Origin of the sequence: Enterobacter quasimori, from assembly GCF_018597345.1 — a bacterium.
GTDB classification, from domain to species: domain Bacteria; phylum Pseudomonadota; class Gammaproteobacteria; order Enterobacterales; family Enterobacteriaceae; genus Enterobacter; species Enterobacter mori.
The window spans coordinates 52,395-75,362 of sequence record NZ_JAHEVU010000007.1 but is presented as its reverse complement, the minus strand read 5'-3'; the positions used below and the strand labels follow the sequence as shown (position 1 = coordinate 75,362).

Below are 22,968 nucleotides of genomic sequence, written 5' to 3'. Positions count from 1 at the left end.
GGCCCTCCGTAGAGGATAAAAATAATGAACACAACAACCTGTACCCACAAAGACAACCCTAACTTCTGGATCTTCGGGCTGTTCTTCTTTCTCTACTTCTTCATCATGGCCACCTGCTTTCCGTTCCTGCCGATCTGGCTGTCGGATATCATCGGCCTGAATAAAACCCATACCGGGATTGTCTTCTCCTGCATCTCGCTGTCGGCTATCGCCTTCCAGCCGGTGCTGGGGGTGATTTCGGACAAGCTGGGGCTGAAAAAACATCTCCTGTGGATCATCGCGGTGCTGCTGTTCCTGTTCGCGCCGTTCTTCCTGTACGTCTTCGCGCCGCTGCTGAAAGCCAATATCTGGCTGGGCGCGCTGAGCGGCGGGCTGTATATCGGCTTTGTCTTCTCGGCGGGATCGGGGGCAATTGAGGCCTACATTGAGCGCGTGAGCCGCAACAGCTTCTTTGAATACGGCAAGGCGCGGATGTTTGGCTGCCTCGGCTGGGGGCTGTGCGCCTCGACGGGCGGCATCCTTTTTGGCATCGATCCGTCATACGTTTTCTGGATGGGGTCGGCGGCGGCGCTGCTGCTGATGCTGCTGCTGGTGGTCGCGAAGCCGAAGCCCAACCAGACGGCGCAGGTGATGAATGCCCTGGGCGCGAATCAGCCGCAGATCACCGCAAAAACCGTGTTTAACCTGTTCCGCCAGCGCAGAATGTGGATGTTCATTTTGTACGTGATTGGCGTGGCCTGCGTGTATGACGTTTTCGATCAGCAGTTTGCCACCTTCTTCAAAACCTTCTTCGCCACGCCGCAGGAAGGCACCCGGGCCTTTGGTTTCGCAACGACTGCGGGAGAAATCTGTAACGCCATCATTATGTTCTGCTCGCCGTGGATCATTAACCGCATCGGCGCGAAGAACACGCTGCTGATCGCCGGGGTGATTATGGCGACGCGCATTATCGGCTCGTCGTTTGCCACCACCGCCGTGGAGGTGATTGCTCTCAAGATGCTGCACGCGCTGGAGGTCCCGTTCCTGCTGGTGGGCGCATTCAAGTACATTACGGGCGTGTTTGATACGCGGCTTTCGGCCACCATCTACCTGATTGGCTTCCAGTTTGCCAAACAGTCGGCGGCGATTTTTCTCTCCGCCTTTGCCGGGAATATGTATGACCGGATCGGCTTCCAGGAGACGTACCTGATGCTGGGGTGCTTCGTGCTGGCGATTACGGTGGTGTCGGCGTTTACGCTGAGCGGCAGGCGGGAGATTGCTGCCGCCGCGGGGGCGGCAGCGTTAACACATCAGTCCAGGTAAAACACCTCTTCCAGCTCCGTACTCACCGGGCTGTTATCCGGGTTCGACGGCATAACGTCACCCATATGCTTCCACCAGCGCTGGCAGACGTCGGTATTCGCGACCGCGTTCCAGCGCTCCTCCGATTCTATCTCCACGGTTGCAAACAGCAGGTTGCGCGCTTTGTCGAGATAAATGGCGTAGTGGTGTGCGCCGTGGGCTTTCAGTACCGCTTCCAGCTCGGGCCAGATGGGATTGTGGCGGCGCGCGTACTCCTCGTGCGCGTCCGGGTTTACCTGCATCACAAAGGCTTTGCGGATCATAGTGCCTCCAGGTACAGCTCGCGGACCTCATCGCGGCTGGCGGTGCGCGGGTTACACGGCGCGCACGGGTCGGCGAGGGCTTTATCCAGCCAGCCTTCGATATCCGCTTTGGTCACGCCGAGCTGGCTGAAGCCGGACGGAATGCCGACGCGGGCGCTCAGGTCGCGAATCGCCTGAATGGCCGACATGCTGGCCGCTTCATCGCTCATGCCGCGCGTATCGACGCCCATCGCCTGCGCCACGCGGGCGAAACGCGCGATCGCGTTCGGACGGTTAAAGTTTTCGACGATCGGCAGCAGGATGGCGTTGCACACGCCGTGCGGCAGGTTGTGCGTCGCGCCCGGCTGGTGCGCCAAAGCATGCACCAGGCCAAGGCCCGCGCTGTTAAACGCCATGCCCGCCAGATACTGACCAAACGCCATCTGCTCACGCGCTTCAAGGTGATGACCGTCCTCGACCGCTTTCGGCAGCCAGAGGTTGATCAGGCGAATCGCTTCCAGCGCGTTGGCATCGGTGAGCGGGTGCGCGCCGACGGACACGTAGGCTTCAATGGCATGAGTTAGCGCATCCATGCCGGTCGCGGCGGTCACCGAGGCGGGAATATCGAGCATCACGCTGGCATCGTCCACGGCGATATCCGGGATGATGTTCGGATCGATAATCACCTCTTTCACCTGGCGCGCGGAGTCGATGATCACCGCGTTGCTGGTCATCTCCGCCGCCGTGCCTGCGGTAGTGTTGATCGCCACCAGCGGCACGCCCGCGTTTTTCACTTTGCCGACGCCGGAGTAATCGGTTGACGGACCGGGGTTAGCGGTGAGGATTTTGATCGCCTTGGCGGTATCAATCGGGCTGCCGCCGCCGAAGGCAATCACGTAATCACACTCCGCGTCCTGATATGCCGCATAGCCTTTCTGCACCAGCGCTTCCGTCGGGTTCGGGAAAACCTCATCGAACAGGTGATACGACATCTGATGGGCGTCCAGCGCGTTAAACAGGCTGTCGAGCAGGCCGAGTTTTACCAGCTGACCGTCGGTGACAACCAGCGCCTTTCCCCACTGCTTGCTCGCCACCAGGTTGACCATATCGCCGATTGCGCCCGCGCCGTGCAGGCTGATTTTTGGCAGTGCCAACATAAAGCTCATGATAATTCTCCTTAATATGATTTTGAGGTAATCCGTTTCCCCCTCACCCCGGCCCTCTCCCCATAGGGGAGAGGGTGAAAGGCCGCACCGAGCAGTCCCCTCTCCCCTATGGGGAGAGGGTTAGGGTGAGGGGCAATTTAATTCCGTCTTCGCTGCATCACCCGGCGGGTAATAATCGGCAGCGAAATCACCACGATCAGCATCGCGCCGATAATCACCGACATCACGATGCCGGGCACGTTGAGCAGGCTCAGGCCAAAGGTCACCAGCCCCATCAGGAAGGCGGCGATAATCACGCCTACCATGCTGCCGGACCCGCCGAGAATATTGACGCCGCCGAGCACCGCCATCGTCACCACCGCCAGCTCCCAGCCCATCGCGATCGTCGGGCGGGTGCTGCCCAGGCGCGAGGTGAGCAGCACCGACGCCAGGCCGGACATCAGCCCCACCAGCGCGAACAGGATCAGGTTGTGGCGCTTAATGTTGATGCCGGAATACCACGCGCCGGTCGGGTTATTGCCGATGGCGTAGGTGCGGCGGCCAAAGTTGGTGCGGTGCAGCACAAAGGCAAACACAGCGGCCAGCACGATAAACAGCGCGAACTCAAACGACAGCGCACCCCAGACGTAGCCCTGGCCGAACCAGGCGAAGCTCTCCGGGTAGCTGTTCAGGGCCTTATCGCCGAGCAGGATGTAGGTGATCCCACGGTACAGGCTCATGGTGCCGATGGTGATGACGATGGACGACAGGTTAAAGCGCGTCACCAGGATGCCGTTGAACAACCCGCACAGCAGCCCCACGCCCAGCCCGACGCAGACCAGCAGCGGCGTATCCACGCCCGCCGCCGCGCAAAAGCCCATCACCGTCGAGCTGAGCGCGATGGTGGAGGCCACAGACAGGTCAATTTCCCGGGCGATAATCAGCATCGCCATCGGCAACACGATGATCGCCTTTTCGGTGAAGTTGAACGTCGCGTCGGAGAGGTTCCAGACGTTGAGGAAGTAGGGCGAGGCCAGCGCGTTCAGCACAAACACCGCCAGCGTCACCGCCAGCAGGAAGCCTTCCCAGCACAGCAGGCGCTGGAAAATGCCCGGCGCGGCAGGCACGTTTTTGATCTCTTCAGAGGCCATCATTTTGCTCATGATTTCACCACCAGTTTCTGACGTGCCAGCGCCGCGTCGCGCAGAATCAGCCGCCCTTTACGCCTGTTGCCGCGCTCGTTCAGCAGTACCGCAATGACGATCACCGTGCCGGAAATTGCCATTTGCCAGAACGGGGAGACGCCGATCACCGGCAGGGCGTTGTTTATCACTCCGAGGAACAGCGCGCCGAACAGGCAGCCGAGCACGCGCCCGGTGCCGCCCATGGTGCTGATGCCGCCAATTACGCAGGCCGCCACCACCTGCAACTCGAAGCCGTTCGCCACGTCGACGTAGGCCACGGCGAAACGGGATATCCACAGATACCCGCAGAACCCAGCCAGCAGCCCGGAGAGGCAGAAGCTGACGAACTGCATTTTCCCGGCGTTGATCCCGGTGTAGTACGCCGCCGTAGCGTTGCCGCCCGCGGTATACAGTGCCCGTCCTGTACGGCTGTAGCGCAGGAAGTAACCCACCAGCAGCAGCGCGGCGACGGCGCACCAGCTCAGTACCGGCAGGCCCAGCACGGAGGCGCGCGGCAGGCCGAGGAAGTCCGCGCCCATCTGGTTAGCGTTCACCCAGCCGCCGCCGGAGAGCAAAAAGATAATCCCGCGGTAGATGCTCATGGTCCCGAGCGTCACCACAATCGCCGGAATGCCCAGCTTCCACACCAGCAGGCCGTTAATCGCGCCCATCAGCATCCCGAGCGCGCTCGCGAGGATCAGCAGCGCCCAGACCGGCACGTCCGGGTAATGGACGTTAATCAGGGCGACAATCATCCCGGTCAGCGCCAGGTTGGCCGCCATCGACAGATCGATGCCTTTGGTGAGCAGCACCATCATCTGCCCGAGCGCGAGGACGATCAGAATGGAAGTGTCATTAAACATCTCAACCAGGTTACCCGGTGTGATAAACGACGGCACGCGGCTGCCGATGGCGATGACCATCAGCACAATCACCGCGCCCAGCAGGGCTTCGCGGTGTTTTAACAGCGAGTTAAGCATTATGCCGCCTCCTGTTTTGCACCGCTGGCGGCGCTGACGATGGTTTCCGCCGTCGCGTCGCCCGCCCGGTATTCGGCCACCATCAGCCCTTCGTGCATCACGATGATGCGGTCCGCCATGCCCATCACTTCCGGCAGCTCGGAGGAAACCATAATCACCGCCAGCCCCTGGCCGACCAGCTCGGACATAAATTGATGAACGGCGGCCTTTGAGCCGATATCGATACCTTTTGTTGGCTCATCGAGGATGATCACGTCAGGATGCGTTGCCAGCCATTTGCCGATAACCACCTTTTGCTGATTGCCTCCTGAGAGGGTGTCCACCGCCTGCTTCCAGCTAAAGGCTTTCACCTGCAGGCGTTTGGCGTATTCATCCGCCAGCCGCCATTCGCGGTCGTCGTGCAGCACGCCGTTCGGGTTGAGCTTGCCAAGCTGCGGCAGGCTGATGTTTTGGGCAATGGACAGTTCGATAATCGCGCCCTGCTTCTGCCGCTCTTCCGGCACGCAGACGATACCGGCTTTGATCGCATCCGCAGGCTGGCGGAAGCGCCGAGCCTGACCATTAAGCATAATTTCGCCTGACGACGGCCGCGTGACGCCGGAAAGCGCCTGCATCAGCTCGGTACGCCCGGCACCCACCAGCCCGTAGAAGCCGAGGATTTCTCCTTTACGCAGGGAGAAGGAGATATTGGCGAACTCGGTCGGGTGGCAGAGATTTTTTACCTCCAGCACCGTCTCGCCTTTTTCGCACGCCACCTTCGGGAAGGTCTGGGTGATGGCGCGCCCGACCATCATCGATACCATCCGCTCTTCGGTTATCCCACTCATCGCGCCTTCTCCGACGAATACGCCGTCGCGCAAAATGGTGTAGTGATCGGCCAGCTCAAAAATCTCGTCGAACTTGTGGGAGATAAACAGGATGGCCTTGCCCTCCTGCTTCAGGCGCTCAACGATTTGGTAAAACTCGAGGATTTCGTGCTGCGACAGCGCCGCTGTGGGTTCATCAAGAATAACCACCTGCGCCTCAAACGACAGCGCGCGGGCGATGGCGACCATGTGGCGCTGGGCGATGCTCAGTGTTTTCAGCGTCGCGCGCGGGTCGATTTGCACTTCAAGGCGGGTGAGGATCGCCTGCGCCCGGCGGAACATCTCCGGCCAGTCGAGCTTTTTCAGAAAGCCTTTGTAGAGGTACTGCCCGACAAAGATATTTTCGGTGACCGACAGTTCATCGAACAGGACGGTTTCCTGATGAATAGCGGTGATGCCGATCTTATGCGCCGAGTCCGGCGTCGGGAGGTGAACGGGGATCGCCTTGTAGAGGATTTCGCCCTCGTCGGGCTGGTAAATGCCGGTCATCACTTTAACCAGCGTCGACTTGCCCGCGCCGTTTTCGCCGATAAGCGCCGTCACTTTGCCGGGCCAGAGCGCAAGCTGCACGTTCTCAAGGGCACGCACGCCGGGGAACACCTTGGTGATGCCAGAAAGCTGTAGCAATGGGGTCATGATAGTTCTCCGTAGTATTCCCTCTCCCACAGGGAGAGGGGGAAAGGATCAAAAGATCTTCGAGAACTTATCAATATTGCTGGCATCGTAGACGAACGGCTCAGCCATCGCGCCGTTGCCGTCGGCATCCAGCTTCACTTTGCCCAGCTTGCCCATGCTGGCCTCGCCCTTCGTGGCGGTGCCTTTCACCAGGTCATCCGCCAGGTAGGTTGCCGCATAGCCCAGGTCAATCGGGTTCCAGATGGCAAAGCTCTTGCTCGCGCCGGATTTCACCGCGCCCGCCATTTCAGACGGCAGGCCCAGCCCCGTCACGTACACTTTGCCGATCTTGCCCTGGTCTTTCACCGCCTGCGCCGCAGCGACAATGCCGACGGACGACGGTGAAACAATCACTTTCAGGTCCGGGTAGGTTTTCAGCAGGCCGACCGCTTCGCGGTAGCTCTTGTCAGAGAGATCGTCGCCGTAGGCCACGGTCACCAGATTGACTGACGGGTACTTCGGCAGCACCTTTTTCATCTCCGCAATCCAGGTGTTCTGATTGGTGGAGGTTGGGGTCGCGCTCAGCACGGCGACGTCGCCCTTCTCCACGTTCAGCGCCTTCAGCGCGTCAGCGGCGAGCTTAACGTTGGTTTCGCCAATCAGCGCGTTATTGGACGGGTTCAGGTGGATCTGACGCCCGGCTTTTGCCACGCCGGAATCCCACGACACCACCTTAATGCCGCGCTGCATCGCTTTTTTCAGCACCGGCACGACGGCGTCCGGATCGTTCGCGGAAATCGCGATCGCATCCACGCCCTGGGCGATCAGCCCGTTCAGCACCTCGATCTGCGCTTCCGCCGTGGTGGTGGTTGGGCCGGTATAAATCACTTTTACATCGCCTAACTCTTTGGCCGCCTCCTGCGCGCCGACGTTCGCTGCCTCGAAGAATCCATTCCCTAAGGACTTCGCCACCAGGGCGATTTTTACTTCTGCTAAAGCGGAACCGGACAACGCCAGAGCGGCAACGGTGAGGATCAAGCTTGTCTTTATTTTCATTGCTTTTACTCCACTGACTTGAGTTAGTTGTAGGGATTGCAGGTGGTTTTCGCCCCGTCTCGGTGAGCGGGGCGCGATGTTGTTATGGGTACAGATCTAACGCGGACTGCATCGGGGTGACGCCAAAGCGTTTGCCCAGGGCGATCAGCTCTTCCCGGGTGATGGTCTGCTTCATGCCGCCCATGGAATAGACCTTCACCAGCACCTCCGCGGATTTCTCGGCGGTGTCGATCAGGCCAAAGGTTTCATCAAGCGTAGGGCCGCTGCCGAAGACGCCGTGGAACGGCCACAGCACCAGAGAATGTTTTTGCATATCTTTGGCGGTTGCCTGGCCGATTTCGTCGGTACCCGGCACCATCCACGGCAGAATGCCGACGCCGTCCGGGAACACTACCAGGCACTCGGTGCTGCCTTCCCACAGCTTGCGGGTGAAGAAATTCGAGCTGTTTTCCAGCACGTAGGTCAGGGCGATCAGGTTGGTGGCGTGACAGTGCATGATCACGCGGTCTTTGCCGTTGGTGGCCTTGATGCGCTCGCAGTGGGAGAGGAAGTGCGCCGGCAGCTCAGAGGTGGGTACCGCTTCATCGGTCAGGCCCCACAGGATGTGGTAGCCCGCGCCGTCGCTGTCCACCTTCACCACGCCGAGGTTGGCCTGCGGATCGAGCTGAACGTTACGGAAGAACTTGCCGGAACCGGTGACGATAAACGGCGTGTTGGCGAGCAGAGGCATCGGCTGGCTCAGCGCGATATAGCGTGGCTTCTGGTGGAAGTCAGCCGCGAAGGGTTCGATATCCGCGTCGTCCAGGCGCAGCGTCAGGTTGCCGCCGTTGCGCTCGTCCCAGCCCTTCAGCCAGGCGTCGGAGGTGGCTTTGATCATGCCCTGGACGAACCAGGAGTGGGTGATGGTTTGCATTCTGCGTTTCCTTTGAAAATGCCGGGTGGCGCTACGCTTACCCGGCCTACTCTTACCTGTAGGCCCGGCAAGCGAAGCGCCGCCGGGCAATGTGTTTTACTGACGCGCGGCGAGAACGTCTTTCTCATACGCCCGCACGTTGTCCAGCCACTGGCTGCCCGCAGGCGCGTCGTTACGCTGGCAGTACATCTCCCACACCGCCTGCCACGGCAGGGACTTTTGCTCTTCCAGCAGCGCCAGGCGCGCGGTGTAGTCACCGTTTGCTTCCAGCTTTTTCAGTTCAGCGGTCGGCTCCAGCAGGGCGCGCAGCAGGGCTTTTTTCATGTTGCTGGTGCCAATAACCCACGCCGCGATGCGGTTGATGGAGGCATCGAAGAAGTCGAGGCCGATATGCACGCGGTCGAAGAGATCGTGGCGGACGATCTCGCTGGCAATGGCCTGGGTTTCGTCATCCAGCAGCACCACGTGGTCGCTGTCCCAGCGCACCGGGCGGCTGACGTGCAGCAGCAGGCGCGGCACGTAGAGCATGGCGGCGGAGATTTTGTCTGAGATCACTTCCGTCGGATGGAAGTGACCGGCATCCAGGCACAGCGCGGTCTGGCGGCTGGTGGCGTACCCCATGTAGAACTCGTTCGAGCCAACGGTATAGCTCTCGGCGCCGATGCCGAACAGCTTGCTCTCCACGGCGTCGATGTGGTGCGCCGGGTCCAGCTTCTCGCTGATGGCCTCATCCAGTGCGGCCAGCAGGCGCTGGCGCGGAGCCAGACGGTCGACGGTGATGTCCTTCATGCCGTCCGGGATCCAGATGTTCATCACCGACGGTGTGCCGAGCTGCTCGCCAAAGTACGCAGACACGCGGCGGCTGGCCTTCACGTGGTCGATCCAGAACTGACGGATTTCATCGTCCGCGTGGGCGAGGGTAAAACCGTCCGCGCTCAGCGGATGCGAAAAGCAGGACGGGTTGAAATCCAGGCCCAGCCTGTTGGCTTTTGCCCACTCCACCCAGTTCTTAAAGTGTTCCGGTTTGATTTCGTTGCGCGTCACCGGCTCGTCGGATTCGAGGTAAATCGCGTGCAGGTTCAGGCGCTTTGGCCCCGGGATCAGGCTCAGGGCCAGCTCCAGGTCGGCGCGCAGCTCGGTCGCGTTACGCGCTTTGCCCGGATAATTACCCGTGGCCTGAATACCACCCGTCAGGGAACCGCCCGGGTTCTCGAAACCGGCGACGTCATCGCCCTGCCAGCAGTGCATGGAGACGGGCAGACGGTCGAGCTGGCGCAGGGCCTCTTCGACATCCACACCGACGGCGGCGAAACGCTGTTTAGCCAGGTCCCAGGCTTGTTCTAATTGAGTGGTCATGCGCAAAGCTCCTTAGTCAGTCGTTTTTGCTGTAACTGTGCCCGGTAACGGGCAATCTCATGGCAGGGATTGGGTGTGAAGGTGGTCAGGCTGGCGTTCGCCGCCACCACCGAACGGAAGTCGTCCACGTTGGAGAGTTCGTCCAGCGTCATCAGCTGAATGCCGATGTTGCCGAGCGTGGAGGCCTCTACAGGGCCCGCCACCACGCTGATGCCGCAGGCATCCGCGCAGAGCTGGTTCAGCAGCTGGTTCTGGCAGCCGCCGCCCACGACGTGCAGCTGGCTGAACGGCTTACCGCGCAGATCGGCTAGCTCGCTGAGGATGTCGGCATACAGCAGGGCGAGGCTGTCAAAAATGCAGCGCGCCAGCTCTGCCGGGCTGGACGGCACCGGCTGCCCGGCGGCGAAACAGGCGGCCTGGATTTCGGCGCTCATGTGCGCCGGGTTGATAAAGCGATCGTCATTCGGGTTGATCAGGAAGGTGCAGGCCTTCAGATTTTCGGTCTCTGCGATAAGCGCAGGCAGGTCGGTAACGTTTTGCTCTTTCAGCACGCGCTGAAGCAGCCACAGGCCCATGATATTTTTCAGCACGCGATAGCGCCCTTCCGCGCCCCCTTCGTTAGTGATGTTCGCCGCCATTGCGGCATCGCTGGTGTACGGCGTTTTGCTCTCAAAGCCCATCAGCGACCAGGTGCCGGAAGAGAGGTACGCCGCGTCTTTACCGGCGAGCGGCGAGGCGATGACTGCGCTGGCGGTATCGTGGCTCGCCACCGCGACGACGGGGATCTTGTTCCCCAGCGGGCAAATCCACTGACCGATCGCATTTCCGGGGTGCGTTGGCGTGCCGAACCAGGACGGCGATGCGCCCGTCCAGGCCAGCAGGCTTTCGTCCCAGTTATCGGTGTTGATGTTCACCAGTTGGGTGGTGGTGGCGTTGGTGTATTCCCAGTTCATGTTGCCGGTCAGGCGGTAGCTCAGGTAATCCGGGATCAGCAGCGCGTGGGCCACGTTCGCGACCAGCTCCGGCTGCTGCTCGACGAGAGCGCGCAGCTGGTAGAGCGTGTTGAACGGCAGAAACTGAATGCCGCTGCGCCCGTAGATGTTGTCCTGGCCAAGCTGGGCGATGGCGTGCGCCATCAGGCCGTCGGTGCGGCTGTCGCGGTAGGAGACCGGCAGGCCGACGCGCTCGCCGTTACCGTCCAGCAGCACGTAGTCCACGCCCCAGGTATCAATACCGATGCTGTCGATGCGAATGCCGTCGTTGCAGACGTTGTTCAGCCCGGTGCGGATCTCCGCCTCAAGGGCATCGATATCCCAGGTTGCAAAACCGTCCTGCTTTTGCAGGCAGTTGGCGAAACGGTGCATTTCGCGAAGCGAAAGTGTGCGCTGGCTACGGTCCCAGGTGGCGAGCATTACGCGGCCGCTGGATGCGCCTAAATCGACAGCCACACAATGGCGAAAAGTCATGGTCGGGTCCTTTCTTAATTCATTAGCGGTGAGTGTAAGAAAGGGAAGAAAAAGGCACCTTCTCGCCACTGACAGGCCAAATCCGGCGCTGGCAAGAAAGCAAAGATGAACGTGAGGGAGTTCACAGTTTCCAGTAATGGCGGAGTTTTCAGGCAGTGTGACGCTTACCGCATTTCCCGATCTTTCCGCCGGTTTCTTGAAAAACGGACAGCTTTTGCGAGGTTTAATGCCAAAAATTTAAGGTGAGGGTGCACGGCCTTAATTACTATTTTGAGAACATTTCTCATTGGTGGGGGCCGTTATGACCGTACTACACAGCGTGGATTTTTTCCCTTCGGGAGGCTCGCCCGTCGCGATTGAGCCGCGGCTCCCTCAGGCCGCGTTCCCTGAGCATCATCATGATTTTCATGAGATTGTGATTGTTGAGCACGGCACGGGCATCCACGTATTTAACGGCCAGCCCTATACCATCAGCGGCGGCACCGTGTGCTTCGTGCGCGACCACGACAGGCACCTGTATGAACATACCGACAACCTGTGCCTGACCAACGTGCTCTATCGCTCCCCGGACGCGTTCCAGTTCCTTTCTGGTTTAAACCAGCTGCTGCCGCAGGAGAAGGACGGGCACTATCCGTCGCACTGGCGGGTAAATCAATCCACCTTACAGCAGGTACGACAGCTGGTGAGCCAGATGGAGCAGAGCGAAGACGGGCAGGAGACGCACGCCATTGCCACGCGCGAGCTGCTGTTCATGCAGCTGCTGGTGCTGCTGCGCCGCAGTAGTCTGGTGGAGGGGCTGGAAAACAACGACGCCCGGCTGAACCATCTGATGGCCTGGCTGGAAGACCATTTCGCCGAAGATATTTGCTGGGAAACGCTGGCAGATGATTTTTCGCTGTCGCTGCGTACCCTGCATCGCCAGCTGAAGCAGCACACCGGGCTGACGCCGCAGCGCTACCTCAACCGCCTGCGGTTAATCAAAGCGCGACATCTTTTACGCCATACTGACGAAAGCGTCACGGATATCGCCTATCGCTGCGGTTTCGGCGACAGTAACCACTTTTCGACGCTTTTTCGTCGGGAGTTTAGCTGGTCGCCGCGCGATATTCGTCAGGGAAAAGACGCGTTGCTTCAGTAACGCGAGGGCAGTCACCGTTTTATTGCCGCAATAAAGCTAATAATGTCAGGTTTTTCGGCACAGAGGTCGTGGTGTGGCTGCTCAGTTAATCCTTCGCAAAGATGATTTTTTTGCCTCCGCGAGTCAGGCCGTCGCGGTGGCCGATCGCTACCCGCAAAACGTCTTTGCCGAGCATACCCACGAGTTTTGCGAGCTGGTGCTGGTGTGGCGCGGCAACGGCCTGCACGTCCTCAACGACCGACCCTACCGCATCACGCGCGGGGACCTGTTCTACATCCGCGCCGAAGACAAACACTCTTACGCCTCGGTTAACGATCTGGTGCTGCAGAACGTCATCTACTGTCCAGACAGGCTTAAACTGAATGTCGACTGGGCGGGCAATATCCCCGGTTTTCATGATGACGGAGGCGAACCTCACTGGCGCTTAAGCAGCAACGGCATGGCTCAGGTGCGCCAGACGATTTCCCAGCTGGAGCAGGAGAGCCAGAAGAGCGACCCGATCGCTAACCAGATGGCGGAGCTGCTTTTCGCCCAGCTGGTGATGACGCTAAAGCGCTACCGTTACGCCACCGATAACCCCTCCGCCACGACGCAGGAAGCGCTACTGGATAAGCTCATCACCACGCTTGCGGGCAGCCTGAACAGAAGCTTTGTGCTGGAGAAATTCTGCGAGCAGGAGCAGTGCAGCGAGCGCGCGCTGCGCCAGCAGTTTCGCACCCAGACGGGGATGACGGTCAACCACTACCTGCGCCAGCTGCGCATCTGCCACGCCCAGTACCTGCTGCAGCATACGGAGCTGATGGTGAGCGAAGTAGCGATGCGCTGCGGCTTTGAGGACAGCAACTACTTTTCGGTGGTGTTTAACCGCGAGGTGGGGATGACGCCGGTTCAGTGGCGTCATCGCAGTCGAAAGGCGGCGTAATCAGTTCGCCATGCCGAGGCCAACGATGTTGGCGGCAATGATAATCACCACGCAGCCCAGGCTCAGCACGCCCACCGGACGACGCCCGGCGTTGTTCCACTCCTTCAGCACCAGCCCAACCAGCCCGCCGCACAGCACGTAGAAGCTCATGTGCAGCATCCAGCTCATATAGTCGTACTGCGCCGGAATACTGGCGTGGCCCCAGGCGTAGAAGAAGAACTGCAGGTACCACATCAGGCCGCCGAGAGCGGAGAGCAGCACGTTGGTGATGATGAGCGGTTTTGCCAGCGAGAAGTCGGCTTTTACCGACAGGTTCTTCACTTTTGCCAGACGAATGAAGCAGAAGCCGAGGTTTACCAGCGCGCCGCCGCCCATGATGATCACGTAGCTTGGCAGGGCAGCGTACAGCGGGTCGACGCCCAGCGCGGCAGCCGCTTCGTGCATCGGTTTGGCGGCGTTCATGGCGAACGACATGCCCGCCGAGAAGATGCCGCACATCACCGCCAGCAGCAGCCCTTTCTTCAGGTTGAAGTCTTCGGCCCTGATGCCCATCTTGCGCTCTTTCAGCTGGCCCGCGCGGGTGACGATACCCACGCCGATCACCGCAACCAGCACGCCCAGCAGCGTCATTCGTCCGCCCTGCGTGTTGATCAGCACGTCGAAGTTGCCGTTGAGGATCGGCGTCATCAGGGTGCCGACGATAAGCGTAATGCCAATCGCGATGCCGATGCCCATCGACATGCCGAGATAGCGCATGGTGAGGCCGTAGTTGATGTTGCCGATGCCCCACATCGCGCCGAACAGAAACACCGGCAGCAGGGTGGAGGCGCTGAAGGAGGAGAAGTAGCCCCAGAAATCGGGCAGCAGCATGGCGCTGATTGTCCACGGCAAAATCAGCCATGACACGGTACCGCCAACGGACCACATGGTTTCCCATGACCAGCCTTTCACTTTTTTAAACGGGGCATAGAAACAGGCAGCACTGGCCGCGCCTATCAAATGCCAGAAGATACCCATCGTAATCGCATGATTCATTTTTACATCCTCATCGTTTTTATAGTCGGTGGCTTCCCGCCGACTTGATGAGTGTAAAAATTAGGCGGTTTGGGAACCTTCAGAAGGTTGCCGCACTTTTGTTCTGGATGGCAATCAGCACGTTAACCGCGTGAGCAGACTCACATTTCCGCCATTAATCGAAAATGGAATAACCTTATAAAAACTACGGCATTGATAATCATTTTCAATATCATTTAATTAACTATAATGAACCAACTGCTTACGCGGCATTAACAGCTGTGCCGCCCGACAATAATGGAGAGGATTATGAGTTATACACTGCCATCCCTGCCGTATGCCTACGACGCACTGGAACCGCATTTCGACAAGCAGACGATGGAAATCCATCACACTAAACACCACCAGACCTATGTGAACAACGCGAACGCCGCGCTGGAAAGCCTGCCAGAGTTCGCGAACCTGTCTGCTGAAGAGCTGATCGCCAAGCTGGACCAGCTGCCTGCGGACAAGAAAACCGTTCTGCGTAACAACGCGGGCGGTCACGCTAACCACAGCCTGTTCTGGAAAGGCCTGAAAACCGGTACCACTCTGCAGGGCGACCTGAAAGCGGCTATCGAGCGCGACTTCGGTTCCGTAGACAACTTCAAAGCGGAATTCGAAAAAGCCGCTGCAACCCGTTTCGGCTCTGGCTGGGCGTGGCTGGTTCTGAAAGGCGACAAGCTGGCGGTGGTTTCTACCGCTAACCAGGACTCCCCGCTGATGGGTGAAGCAATTTCTGGCGCATCCGGCTTCCCAATCCTGGGCCTGGACGTGTGGGAACACGCTTACTACCTGAAATTCCAGAACCGTCGCCCGGACTACATCAAAGCCTTCTGGGACGTGGTGAACTGGGACGAAGCAGCAGCGCGTTTCGCCGCTAAAAAATAAGGTTGCATTGACGCCTGTGAGAAGCGAGTCTGATGACTCGCTTTTTTTGTATCTGCGTAATGGAGGCAGTAATGCATCACCCGGTGAACGTGTTTACAGGCAAGGTAAGGGAGTACGACGGCAGCCGCCCGAGCGCCATCGCTAAAATTCAGGTCGACGGCGAGCTGACGCTTACCGATCTTGGGCTTACGGGCGACGAGCAGGCCGAAAAGAAAATCCACGGCGGGCCCGAGCGCGCGCTGTGCCACTACCCGCGCGAGCACTATCAGCACTGGAAAGCCGAATTTCCCGAACAGGCGGATCTGTTTGTCGCGCCCGCCTTCGGTGAGAACCTCTCGACCGAAGGGCTGACCGAGCAAAACGTCTTTATCGGCGATATTTACCGCTGGGGCGACGCCCTGATTCAGGTGACGCAGCCGCGCTCGCCGTGCTTCAAGCTCAACTTCCATTTCGGCATCAGCGATATGTCCGAGCAGCTGCAAAATGCGGGTAAGACCGGCTGGCTGTATCGCGTGGTGCAGTCGGGGCAGGTTTCTGCGGATGCGCCGCTTGCGCTGGCGTCGCGGCTGAGCGATGTCTCGGTGTATGACGCCTGCGCTATTGCGTGGCATATGCCGTTTGACGACGAGCAGTACCATCGCCTGCTGTCGGCGGCGGGGTTATCGACCAGCTGGACCAGAACGATGCAGAAACGGCGCGTAAGCGGCAAGATCGAGGATAATTCCCGGAGATTGTGGGGGAAGTAGTCCTCCGTAGAAAGTAGGCCGGGTAAGGCGAAGCCGCCACCCGGCACTCACAGCTACGAACGCTTATACAGCGGCAGCCACAGCGTTAACCGTAGCCCACCCAACGGGCTGTCGTCGGCTTTCACCCAGCCACGGTGCTGCTGCATGGCGGTTTCCACAATCGCCAGTCCCAGCCCCGTGCCGCCCGATTCGCGGTCGCGCGCTTCGTCGGTACGGTAGAACGGACGGAAAATCTGCTCGCGATCTTCCGGGCTGACGCCAGGACCGTCATCGTCCACGATGATGGTGATCCCGTCTTTATCCACCGAGAACGCCACTTCAATCTTTGTGTGCGAATAGCGCAGGGCGTTACGCACGATATTCTCCAGCGCGCTTTCCAGCGTGTTGGGGTTACCGTACAGCGGCCACGGGCCCGGCGGGAAGTTGACGGTGAAGGATTTACCCATCTGTTCCGCTTCGAACGCCGCGTTGTCCAGCACCTCGTGCCACAGGTGATTGGCTTTGACCGTTTCGCTCACCAGCGCGTTTTTCTGCTGATTGCGCGACATCACCAGCAGGTCGTTAATCATGCTGTCCAGGCGGTGGGCTTCCGTCTCAATACGCTCCAGCTCTTTGCTCTCACCGCTGCGGCGTCGCAGCAGGGCGGTGCCGAGCTGCAGGCGCGTGAGCGGGGTCCGCAGCTCGTGCGAGATATCCGACAGCAGACGCTGCTGGGCGGTCATCATGCGATCCAGCGCGCTCACCATCTGGTTAAAACTGGTTCCGGCGGCAAGGAACTCCTGCGGCCCGGCTTCCAGCTCAGGATGCTGTCGCAGATTACCCTGAGCCACTTCGTCAGCCGCATTTTTCAGCTTACGTGCCGGTTTTGCCAGGCTCCACGCCAGCCATAACAGCAGCGGCGAGCTGACCAGCATGGTGACAATCAGCAGCAGCAGAGGACGGTCAAACAGCAGGTTGATGAAATCAGACTGGGAGTTGCTCGCAGGGCGAATCAGATAGAGCTGATAGTTATCTTCCCCATCCCGAACCGAGAAAGGGCCGACCATCTCTACCCGACCATATTTCTTTTTCTGTGGGTGATCGGCGTTATCCGCTTGGCCAATGAAGTTACGGATAATCTGCATTTCATTGCGATCGGCCCCAATGACGCGGCCTTCGCTGGTGACCAGCAGCAGGCGTTGTCCGGGCGGCGCCCACTTGTCGATAGCGCGAAATAATCTGCGCCACCACATTAAATCGTTCGGCGGATCGTTTGCCAGCTCGGCTTCCACGTGCTGCTCGATCATCACGCCCTGACGTTGCTCGCTGTCGAGAAGCTCCGTCATCTGGCGTGAGTCGAGTTTTGGCAACATCAGTACGAGCATTAAAACCAGTGCCAGCGTCAGCCAGAAGATGGCGAAGATGCGGGCGGTTAAGCTGCCTATCATGAAGCGGAAACCATCAGATAACCGCGACCACGCAGGGTTTTAAACCATGGATGGCCGTCTTTACGCTCCGGCAGCTTGCGGCGCAGGTTAGAGATGTGCATGTCGATGGCGCGGTCAAACGGCGTAAGACGTTTGCCCAGCACTTCCTGACTGAGATGTTCACGCGAGACCACCTGGCCGAGATGCTGCGCCAGCAGATACAGCAGGGTGAACTCGGTGCCGGTCAGTTCCAGCGTTTCACCGTCGAAGCTCGCTTCCTGACGGCCCGGGTTCAGGCTCAGGGAGTCCACTTCCAGCGTTGGCGTGCTGTTGTCGGTATTCTGCTGCTGCTCGCTCCAGTGGGAACGACGCAGGATTGCGCGAATACGGGCCACCAGCTCACGGTCGTTGAACGGCTTCGGTAAATAGTCATCCGCACCCAGCTCAAGGCCGAGTACGCGGTCAAGTTCGCTGCCGCGCGCGGTCAGCATGATAACGGGGGTCTGGTGTGTCTGGCGAAGCTCTTTCAACGTATCAATGCCGTTTTTCTTCGGCATCATCACGTCGAGCAAAAGTAAATCGATGCTGTCGTCAAGGAGACTCAGCGCCTGCTCGCCATCATGGGCAACCAGAACGTTGAAACCTTCCATGTCGAGCAACTCCTTTAAAAGAGATGTGAGCTCTCGGTCATCATCAACTAACAGGATTTTATTCATTGTTTAAATACCTCCGAGGCAGAAATTACGACATCAAGGCTATCTAATCCATGACTTTACGTTGTTTTACACCCCCTGACGCATGTTTGCAGCCTGAATCGTAGACTGTCTCTCGTTGAATCGCGACACGAAAGATTTTGGGAGCAAGTGATGCGCAAAGTTACCGCTGCCGTCATGGCCTCAACGCTGGCGTTCAGTGCGTTTAGCCAGGCTGCTGTAGCTATCATCGGCGATAACAGTTCCTCGCAAGAGGGTGCAACGCAGCACAGCGGCCAAAGCCATATGTTTGACGGCATAAGTTTAACCGAACATCAGCGTCAACAGATGCGAGATCTGATGCAGAGGGCAAGACACGACCAGCCCCCTGTTAATGTTAGCGAAATGGAGACAATGCATCGCCTTGTCACCGCAGAAAATTTTGACGAAAGCGCTGTACGCGCTCAGGCCGAAAAAATGGCACAGGAGCAGGTTGCCCGCCAGGTAGAAATGGCGAAGGTCCGCAACCAGATGTTCCACCTGTTGTCGCCCGAGCAGCAAGCGGTTTTGAACACCAAACATCAGCAGCGAATGGACCAGCTGCGAGAGGTTGCACGGATGCAGCGAAGCTCAGAAACGACGTTTTTCAGTAGCAATAGCAGTACCCGTAGTAACCAGTAAACCCTGTTTTCCTTGCCATAGACACCATCCCTGTCTTCCCCCACATGATGTGGGGGTTTTTTTTGCCCGTCATTCTCTTTTGTTAACCGTTTATTCATCCTTTGACTCCGCAACCATCCGTTATACTAGCGCCATGGCATGACAGGAGTGTTTATGAATCAATCCTATGGACGGCTGGTAAGCCGGGCCGCAATCGCCGCGACGATAATGGCGTCGTGTTTGCTGGTCATCAAAATTTTCGCATGGTGGTACACCGGCTCAGTCAGTATTCTGGCGGCGCTGGTGGACTCGCTGGTGGATATTGCCGCTTCGCTGACCAACCTGCTGGTGGTGCGCTATTCGCTGCAACCGGCGGATGAAGAGCACACGTTTGGACACGGAAAAGCAGAATCGCTCGCGGCGCTGGCGCAAAGCATGTTTATTTCTGGCTCCGCGCTCTTTCTGTTCTTGACCGGTATTCAGCATCTCATTTCACCCTCACCGATGAACGATCCCGGCGTCGGCGTGATCGTCACGGTCATTGCACTTATTAGCACACTTGTTCTGGTAACGTTCCAGCGCTGGGTCGTACGTAAAACACAAAGCCAGGCTGTACGGGCGGATATGCTTCATTATCAGTCTGATGTTATGATGAATGGGGCTATTCTTATTGCGCTCGGCCTGGCCTGGTATGGCTGGCATCGGGCCGATGCGTTGTTTGCGTTAGGGATAGGGGTCTATATCTTATATAGCGCCTTACGGATGGGCTATGAAGCGGTGCAATCGCTTCTTGACCGTGCGCTGCCTGACGCAGAACGTGATGAAATTTTTGCCATCGTGACCCACTGGCCCGGCGTTAGTGGTGCCCACGATCTTCGTACGCGGCAGTCAGGGCCGACCCGCTTTATACAGATCCACATTGAAATGGAAGACAACCTGCCGTTGGTTCAGGCTCACGTTATAGCTGAGCAGGTCGAGCAGGCGATTTTGCAGCGTTTTCCTGGTTCGGACGTCATCATTCACCAGGATCCCTGCTCGGTTGTACCCGGACATGTTGAGCTTTCGTAATTCGTTGTAAAAAAGTGAGCCAGGCCAGCATTTTGTGTATAAATTACCGCCATTTGGTCTGACCTGAATCAATTCAGCTGGAAGCGATTGATATACTATTTGCAGTATTCGTTGGTCGAACAGTTTCTTCCGGCAACAGATTTCAATTTTGCATTCCTAAGTTCAGAGGTAGTCATGATTAAGAAAATCGGTGTGTTGACAAGCGGCGGTGATGCGCCGGGCATGAACGCGGCAATTCGTGGTGTTGTCCGTGCAGCACTGACGGAAGGTCTGGAAGTGTTTGGCGTTTATGACGGTTACCTGGGTCTGTATGAAGACCGCATGGTTCAACTGGACCGCTACAGCGTGTCTGACATGATCAACCGTGGCGGTACCTTCCTCGGTTCTGCCCGCTTCCCGGAATTCCGTGATGAACACGTTCGCGAAGTGGCTATCGAAAACATGAAAAAACGTGGCCTGGACGCGCTGGTTGTTATCGGTGGTGACGGCTCTTACATGGGTGCAAAACGCCTGACCGAAATGGGCTTCCCGTGCATTGGTCTGCCAGGCACCATCGACAACGACATCAAAGGCACTGACTACACCATCGGTTACTTCACCGCGCTGGGTACCGTTGTTGAAGCGATTGACCGTCTGCGTGACACCTCTTCTTCTCACCAGCGTATCTCCATCGTTGAAGTGATGGGCCGCTACTGCGGCGACCTGACGCTGGCGGCCGCTATCGCCGGTGGTTGTGAGTTCGTGGTGGTGCCGGAAGTGGAATTCAGCCGTGAAGATCTGGTGGCTGAAATCAAAGCGGGCATCGCGAAAGGCAAAAAACACGCCATCGTCGCCATCACCGAGCACATCTGCGACGTTGACGAGCTGGCGAAGTACATCGAAACCGAAACCAAACGCGAAACCCGTGCGACCGTTCTGGGTCATATCCAGCGTGGCGGTTCCCCGGGCCCGTACGACCGTATTCTGGCCTCCCGTATGGGTGCGTATGCTATCGAACTGCTGCTGCAGGGGCATGGCGGTCGTTGCGTCGGTATTCAGAACGAACAGCTGGTACACCATGACATCATCGACGCGATTGAAAACATGAAGCGTCCGTTCAAAGGTGACTGGCTGGACTGCGCGAAAAAACTGTACTGATTGGCTCTGTTGCCCGGTGGCGCTGCGCTTACCGGGCCTACAAAAGCACGACTCGTAGGCCGGGTAAGGCGTAGCCGCCACCCGGCTTTTTTATGCGCGCACGCTTTTTTATTCCACTACGTTATAGCCAATCTTTTTTTATTCTTTAATCATCGATTCGCTTTCTGGCACGCTGCATTCATCAAAACACAACACAAGAGAGCTGGGCGATGAATAAATGGGGCGTGGGTTTAACATTATTGCTGGCATCGACCAGCGTTCTGGCAAAGAACATCCAGTTACTGAACGTGTCGTACGACCCGACGCGTGAGCTGTACGATCAATACAACAAAGCCTTTGCGGCGCACTACAAACAGGAAACCGGCGATAACGTGGTGATTCGCCAGTCTCACGGCGGCTCGGGCAAACAGGCAACGTCTGTGATTAACGGCATTGAAGCCGACGTGGTGACCCTGGCGCTGGCCTACGACGTGGACGCAATCGCGGAACGTGGCCGTATTGATAAAAACTGGATCAAGCGTCTGCCGGACAACTCCGCGCCATACACCTCGACCATCGTTTTCCTGGTGCGTAAAGGCAACCCGAAACAAATTAAGGACTGGAACGACCTGATCAAACCGGGCGTGTCCGTGATTACCCCGAACCCGAAAAGCTCCGGCGGCGCGCGCTGGAACTACCTGGCGGCCTGGGGCTACGCCCTGCACCACAACAACGGTGACCAGGCTAAAGCGCAGGAATTCGTGAAAGCGCTGTTTAAAAACGTCGAAGTGCTGGATTCCGGCGCGCGCGGCGCAACCAACACCTTCGTGGAGCGCGGCATCGGCGACGTGCTGATTGCGTGGGAAAACGAAGCCCTGCTGGCGACCAACGAGCTGGGTAAAGACAAGTTCGAAATCGTGACCCCAAGCGAATCTATCCTCGCCGAGCCGACCGTCTCCGTGGTCGACAAAGTCGTTGAGAAGAAAGACACCAAAGCGGTGGCGGAAGCCTACCTGAAGTATCTCTACTCTCCGGAAGGTCAGGAAATCGCGGCGAAGAACTTCTATCGCCCGCGTGACCCTGCTGTGGCGAAGAAATACGACAGCGAATTCCCGAAACTGAAGCTCTTCACCATTGACGATGTTTTCGGCGGCTGGACCAAAGCGCAGAAAGAGCATTTCTCAAACGGCGGCACCTTCGACCAGATCAGCAAACGCTAAGCGCTACACAACGAACGACACGGTGACCCGGTGTGAGAAATCCGCCGGGTTTTTTATTTGGTCATCATTTTGCGTTACTCTTTCGCCTCTATCGAAAACAGGGAACGCGTTGTGAAAAAAATTATCGTATTGATCCTGATTGTCATCGCCCTGGCCGCTGGCGGCGCGTACTGGATGAAGGCGGGTAATCCGAACGCGTTGCGGCATATCGTTCTCGACCAGTGTGTGCCGAATCAGATCCAACACCGCAACCCCGCGCCGTGCGCGCAGGTGAAAACGGATGCAGGCTATGTGGTGTTTAAAGACCGCAACGGCCCGCTGCAGTATCTGCTGATGCCCACGTACCGCATCAACGGCACCGAAAGTCCCCTTTTGACCGAGCCTCACACGCCGAACTTTTTCTGGCTGGCGTGGCAGTCCCGCAGCTTTATGGCGCTGAAGCACGGCTCAGAGGTGCCTGACAGCGCCATTTCGCTGACGATCAACTCCCCAACTGGCCGCACGCAAAACCATTTTCATATTCATATCTCCTGCCTGCGCCCGGACGTGCGCGAGAAGCTCAATGCCGCTCAGGGGCAAATTAGCACCCAGTGGTTACCGTTCCCGGGCGGGCTGGAAGGGCATGAATATCTTGCCCGTCGGGTGACGGAGAATGAGCTGGTCCAGCGCAGCCCGTTTATGATGCTGGCAGAAGAGCTGCCGGAAGCGCGCGACCATATGGGGCGCTTCGCGCTGGCGATGGCGCAGCAGTCGGACGGTTCGTTTGTTTTGCTGGCGACCGAGCGTAATCTGCTGATGCTTAACCGCGCGTCGGCGGAGGAACTTCAGGATCATCAATGCGATATCCTGAAGTGACCCCACTATAAATGGCGTTTACTCGTCCTGCCTGTCG

The 22,968-nt window shown here is 58.3% G+C and carries 22 protein-coding genes; 10 read left to right on the top strand and 12 right to left on the bottom strand.

Annotated features, from left to right (window positions below):
* Positions 1-24 precede the first annotated feature (24 nt).
* On the top strand, positions 25-1,302 hold the full coding sequence (locus tag KK102_RS20680) for an MFS transporter (RefSeq protein WP_126546067.1): 1,278 nt from the start codon (positions 25-27) through the stop codon (positions 1,300-1,302).
* Here the strand turns inward: KK102_RS20680 and rhaM are convergent.
* The 9 genes from rhaM to rhaB all read right to left on the bottom strand — a co-directional run bounded on the left by rhaM (position 1,290) and on the right by rhaB (position 11,164).
* On the bottom strand, positions 1,290-1,604 hold the full coding sequence (rhaM, locus tag KK102_RS20675; protein ID WP_126546066.1) for an L-rhamnose mutarotase: 315 nt from the start codon (positions 1,602-1,604) through the stop codon (positions 1,290-1,292). The two genes, KK102_RS20680 and rhaM, sit on opposite strands and share 13 nt — an antisense overlap.
* Entirely contained in the window at positions 1,601-2,749 is a 1,149-nt protein-coding gene (gene fucO, locus KK102_RS20670) for a lactaldehyde reductase (RefSeq protein WP_126546065.1), read from the bottom strand. Before fucO ends, rhaM begins: the two co-directional genes overlap by 4 nt.
* Positions 2,750-2,886: 137 nt before the next feature.
* Positions 2,887-3,891, bottom strand: a complete 1,005-nt coding sequence (locus tag KK102_RS20665) for an ABC transporter permease (protein ID WP_216358342.1) — start codon at positions 3,889-3,891, stop codon at positions 2,887-2,889.
* Positions 3,888-4,892, bottom strand: coding sequence for an ABC transporter permease (locus KK102_RS20660; protein WP_216358341.1), 1,005 nt, complete (start codon positions 4,890-4,892; stop codon positions 3,888-3,890). Before KK102_RS20660 ends, KK102_RS20665 begins: the two co-directional genes overlap by 4 nt.
* Complete coding sequence (locus KK102_RS20655; protein WP_126546062.1) at positions 4,892-6,394, bottom strand: sugar ABC transporter ATP-binding protein; 1,503 nt, start codon at positions 6,392-6,394, stop codon at positions 4,892-4,894. The genes KK102_RS20660 and KK102_RS20655 overlap by 1 nt, the downstream gene beginning before the upstream one ends.
* Positions 6,395-6,442: 48 nt before the next feature.
* Complete coding sequence (gene rhaS / locus KK102_RS20650; protein ID WP_108417954.1) at positions 6,443-7,429, bottom strand: rhamnose ABC transporter substrate-binding protein; 987 nt, start codon at positions 7,427-7,429, stop codon at positions 6,443-6,445.
* 82 nt (positions 7,430-7,511) lie between these two features.
* Complete coding sequence (gene rhaD / locus KK102_RS20645; RefSeq protein WP_126546061.1) at positions 7,512-8,342, bottom strand: rhamnulose-1-phosphate aldolase; 831 nt, start codon at positions 8,340-8,342, stop codon at positions 7,512-7,514.
* A gap of 96 nt (positions 8,343-8,438) precedes the next feature.
* Positions 8,439-9,698, bottom strand: coding sequence for an L-rhamnose isomerase (rhaA, locus tag KK102_RS20640; protein WP_216358340.1), 1,260 nt, complete (start codon positions 9,696-9,698; stop codon positions 8,439-8,441).
* Positions 9,695-11,164: a rhamnulokinase gene (rhaB, locus tag KK102_RS20635; RefSeq protein WP_216358339.1), complete on the bottom strand. Its 1,470-nt coding sequence runs from the start codon at positions 11,162-11,164 to the stop codon at positions 9,695-9,697. The genes rhaA and rhaB overlap by 4 nt, the downstream gene beginning before the upstream one ends.
* A 301-nt stretch (positions 11,165-11,465) precedes the next feature.
* Here rhaB and rhaS (KK102_RS20630) point away from each other — a divergent pair, with 301 nt between their 5' ends.
* Positions 11,466-12,302 carry an HTH-type transcriptional activator RhaS gene (gene rhaS, locus KK102_RS20630; RefSeq protein WP_126546058.1) on the top strand — a complete coding sequence of 279 codons (837 nt, stop codon included), beginning with the start codon at positions 11,466-11,468 and terminating at the stop codon, positions 12,300-12,302.
* A gap of 73 nt (positions 12,303-12,375) precedes the next feature.
* Complete coding sequence (rhaR, locus tag KK102_RS20625; protein ID WP_126546057.1) at positions 12,376-13,224, top strand: HTH-type transcriptional activator RhaR; 849 nt, start codon at positions 12,376-12,378, stop codon at positions 13,222-13,224.
* On the opposite strand, the gene rhaT is transcribed toward rhaR, so the two are convergent.
* Positions 13,225-14,259, bottom strand: a complete 1,035-nt coding sequence (gene rhaT, locus KK102_RS20620) for an L-rhamnose/proton symporter RhaT (RefSeq protein ID WP_126546056.1) — start codon at positions 14,257-14,259, stop codon at positions 13,225-13,227.
* Positions 14,260-14,547: 288 nt separating this feature from the next.
* Between rhaT and sodA the strand changes: the two genes are divergently transcribed.
* Positions 14,548-15,168: a superoxide dismutase [Mn] gene (gene sodA, locus KK102_RS20615; protein WP_126546055.1), complete on the top strand. Its 621-nt coding sequence runs from the start codon at positions 14,548-14,550 to the stop codon at positions 15,166-15,168.
* Between the two features lie 71 nt (positions 15,169-15,239).
* Positions 15,240-15,914: a 6-hydroxyaminopurine reductase gene (gene yiiM, locus KK102_RS20610; protein ID WP_216358338.1), complete on the top strand. Its 675-nt coding sequence runs from the start codon at positions 15,240-15,242 to the stop codon at positions 15,912-15,914.
* Positions 15,915-15,967: 53 nt separating this feature from the next.
* Here yiiM and cpxA read toward each other — a convergent pair whose 3' ends face one another.
* Together cpxA and cpxR are read right to left on the bottom strand one after the other, a co-directional pair.
* On the bottom strand, positions 15,968-17,341 hold the full coding sequence (gene cpxA, locus KK102_RS20605) for an envelope stress sensor histidine kinase CpxA (protein WP_010436910.1): 1,374 nt from the start codon (positions 17,339-17,341) through the stop codon (positions 15,968-15,970).
* Positions 17,338-18,036 carry an envelope stress response regulator transcription factor CpxR gene (gene cpxR, locus KK102_RS20600; RefSeq protein ID WP_126546053.1) on the bottom strand — a complete coding sequence of 233 codons (699 nt, stop codon included), beginning with the start codon at positions 18,034-18,036 and terminating at the stop codon, positions 17,338-17,340. The genes cpxA and cpxR overlap by 4 nt, the downstream gene beginning before the upstream one ends.
* Positions 18,037-18,186: 150 nt before the next feature.
* On the opposite strand from cpxR, the gene cpxP reads away from it, so the two are divergent.
* The 5 genes from cpxP to KK102_RS20575 all read left to right on the top strand — a co-directional run bounded on the left by cpxP (position 18,187) and on the right by KK102_RS20575 (position 22,931).
* Positions 18,187-18,693 carry a cell-envelope stress modulator CpxP gene (gene cpxP / locus KK102_RS20595; RefSeq protein WP_126546052.1) on the top strand — a complete coding sequence of 169 codons (507 nt, stop codon included), beginning with the start codon at positions 18,187-18,189 and terminating at the stop codon, positions 18,691-18,693.
* Positions 18,694-18,846: 153 nt separating this feature from the next.
* Positions 18,847-19,740, top strand: a complete 894-nt coding sequence (fieF, locus tag KK102_RS20590; RefSeq protein WP_010436917.1) for a CDF family cation-efflux transporter FieF — start codon at positions 18,847-18,849, stop codon at positions 19,738-19,740.
* 174 nt (positions 19,741-19,914) lie between these two features.
* Positions 19,915-20,877, top strand: coding sequence for a 6-phosphofructokinase (gene pfkA / locus KK102_RS20585; protein WP_126546051.1), 963 nt, complete (start codon positions 19,915-19,917; stop codon positions 20,875-20,877).
* 209 nt (positions 20,878-21,086) lie between these two features.
* The gene (locus KK102_RS20580) at positions 21,087-22,076 is read left to right on the top strand and encodes a sulfate ABC transporter substrate-binding protein (protein ID WP_216358337.1); all 990 of its coding nucleotides are present in this window, start codon (positions 21,087-21,089) and stop codon (positions 22,074-22,076) included.
* 111 nt (positions 22,077-22,187) lie between these two features.
* Positions 22,188-22,931, top strand: a complete 744-nt coding sequence (locus KK102_RS20575) for a CDP-diacylglycerol diphosphatase (protein WP_216358336.1) — start codon at positions 22,188-22,190, stop codon at positions 22,929-22,931.
* Positions 22,932-22,968: the final 37 nt, after the last annotated feature.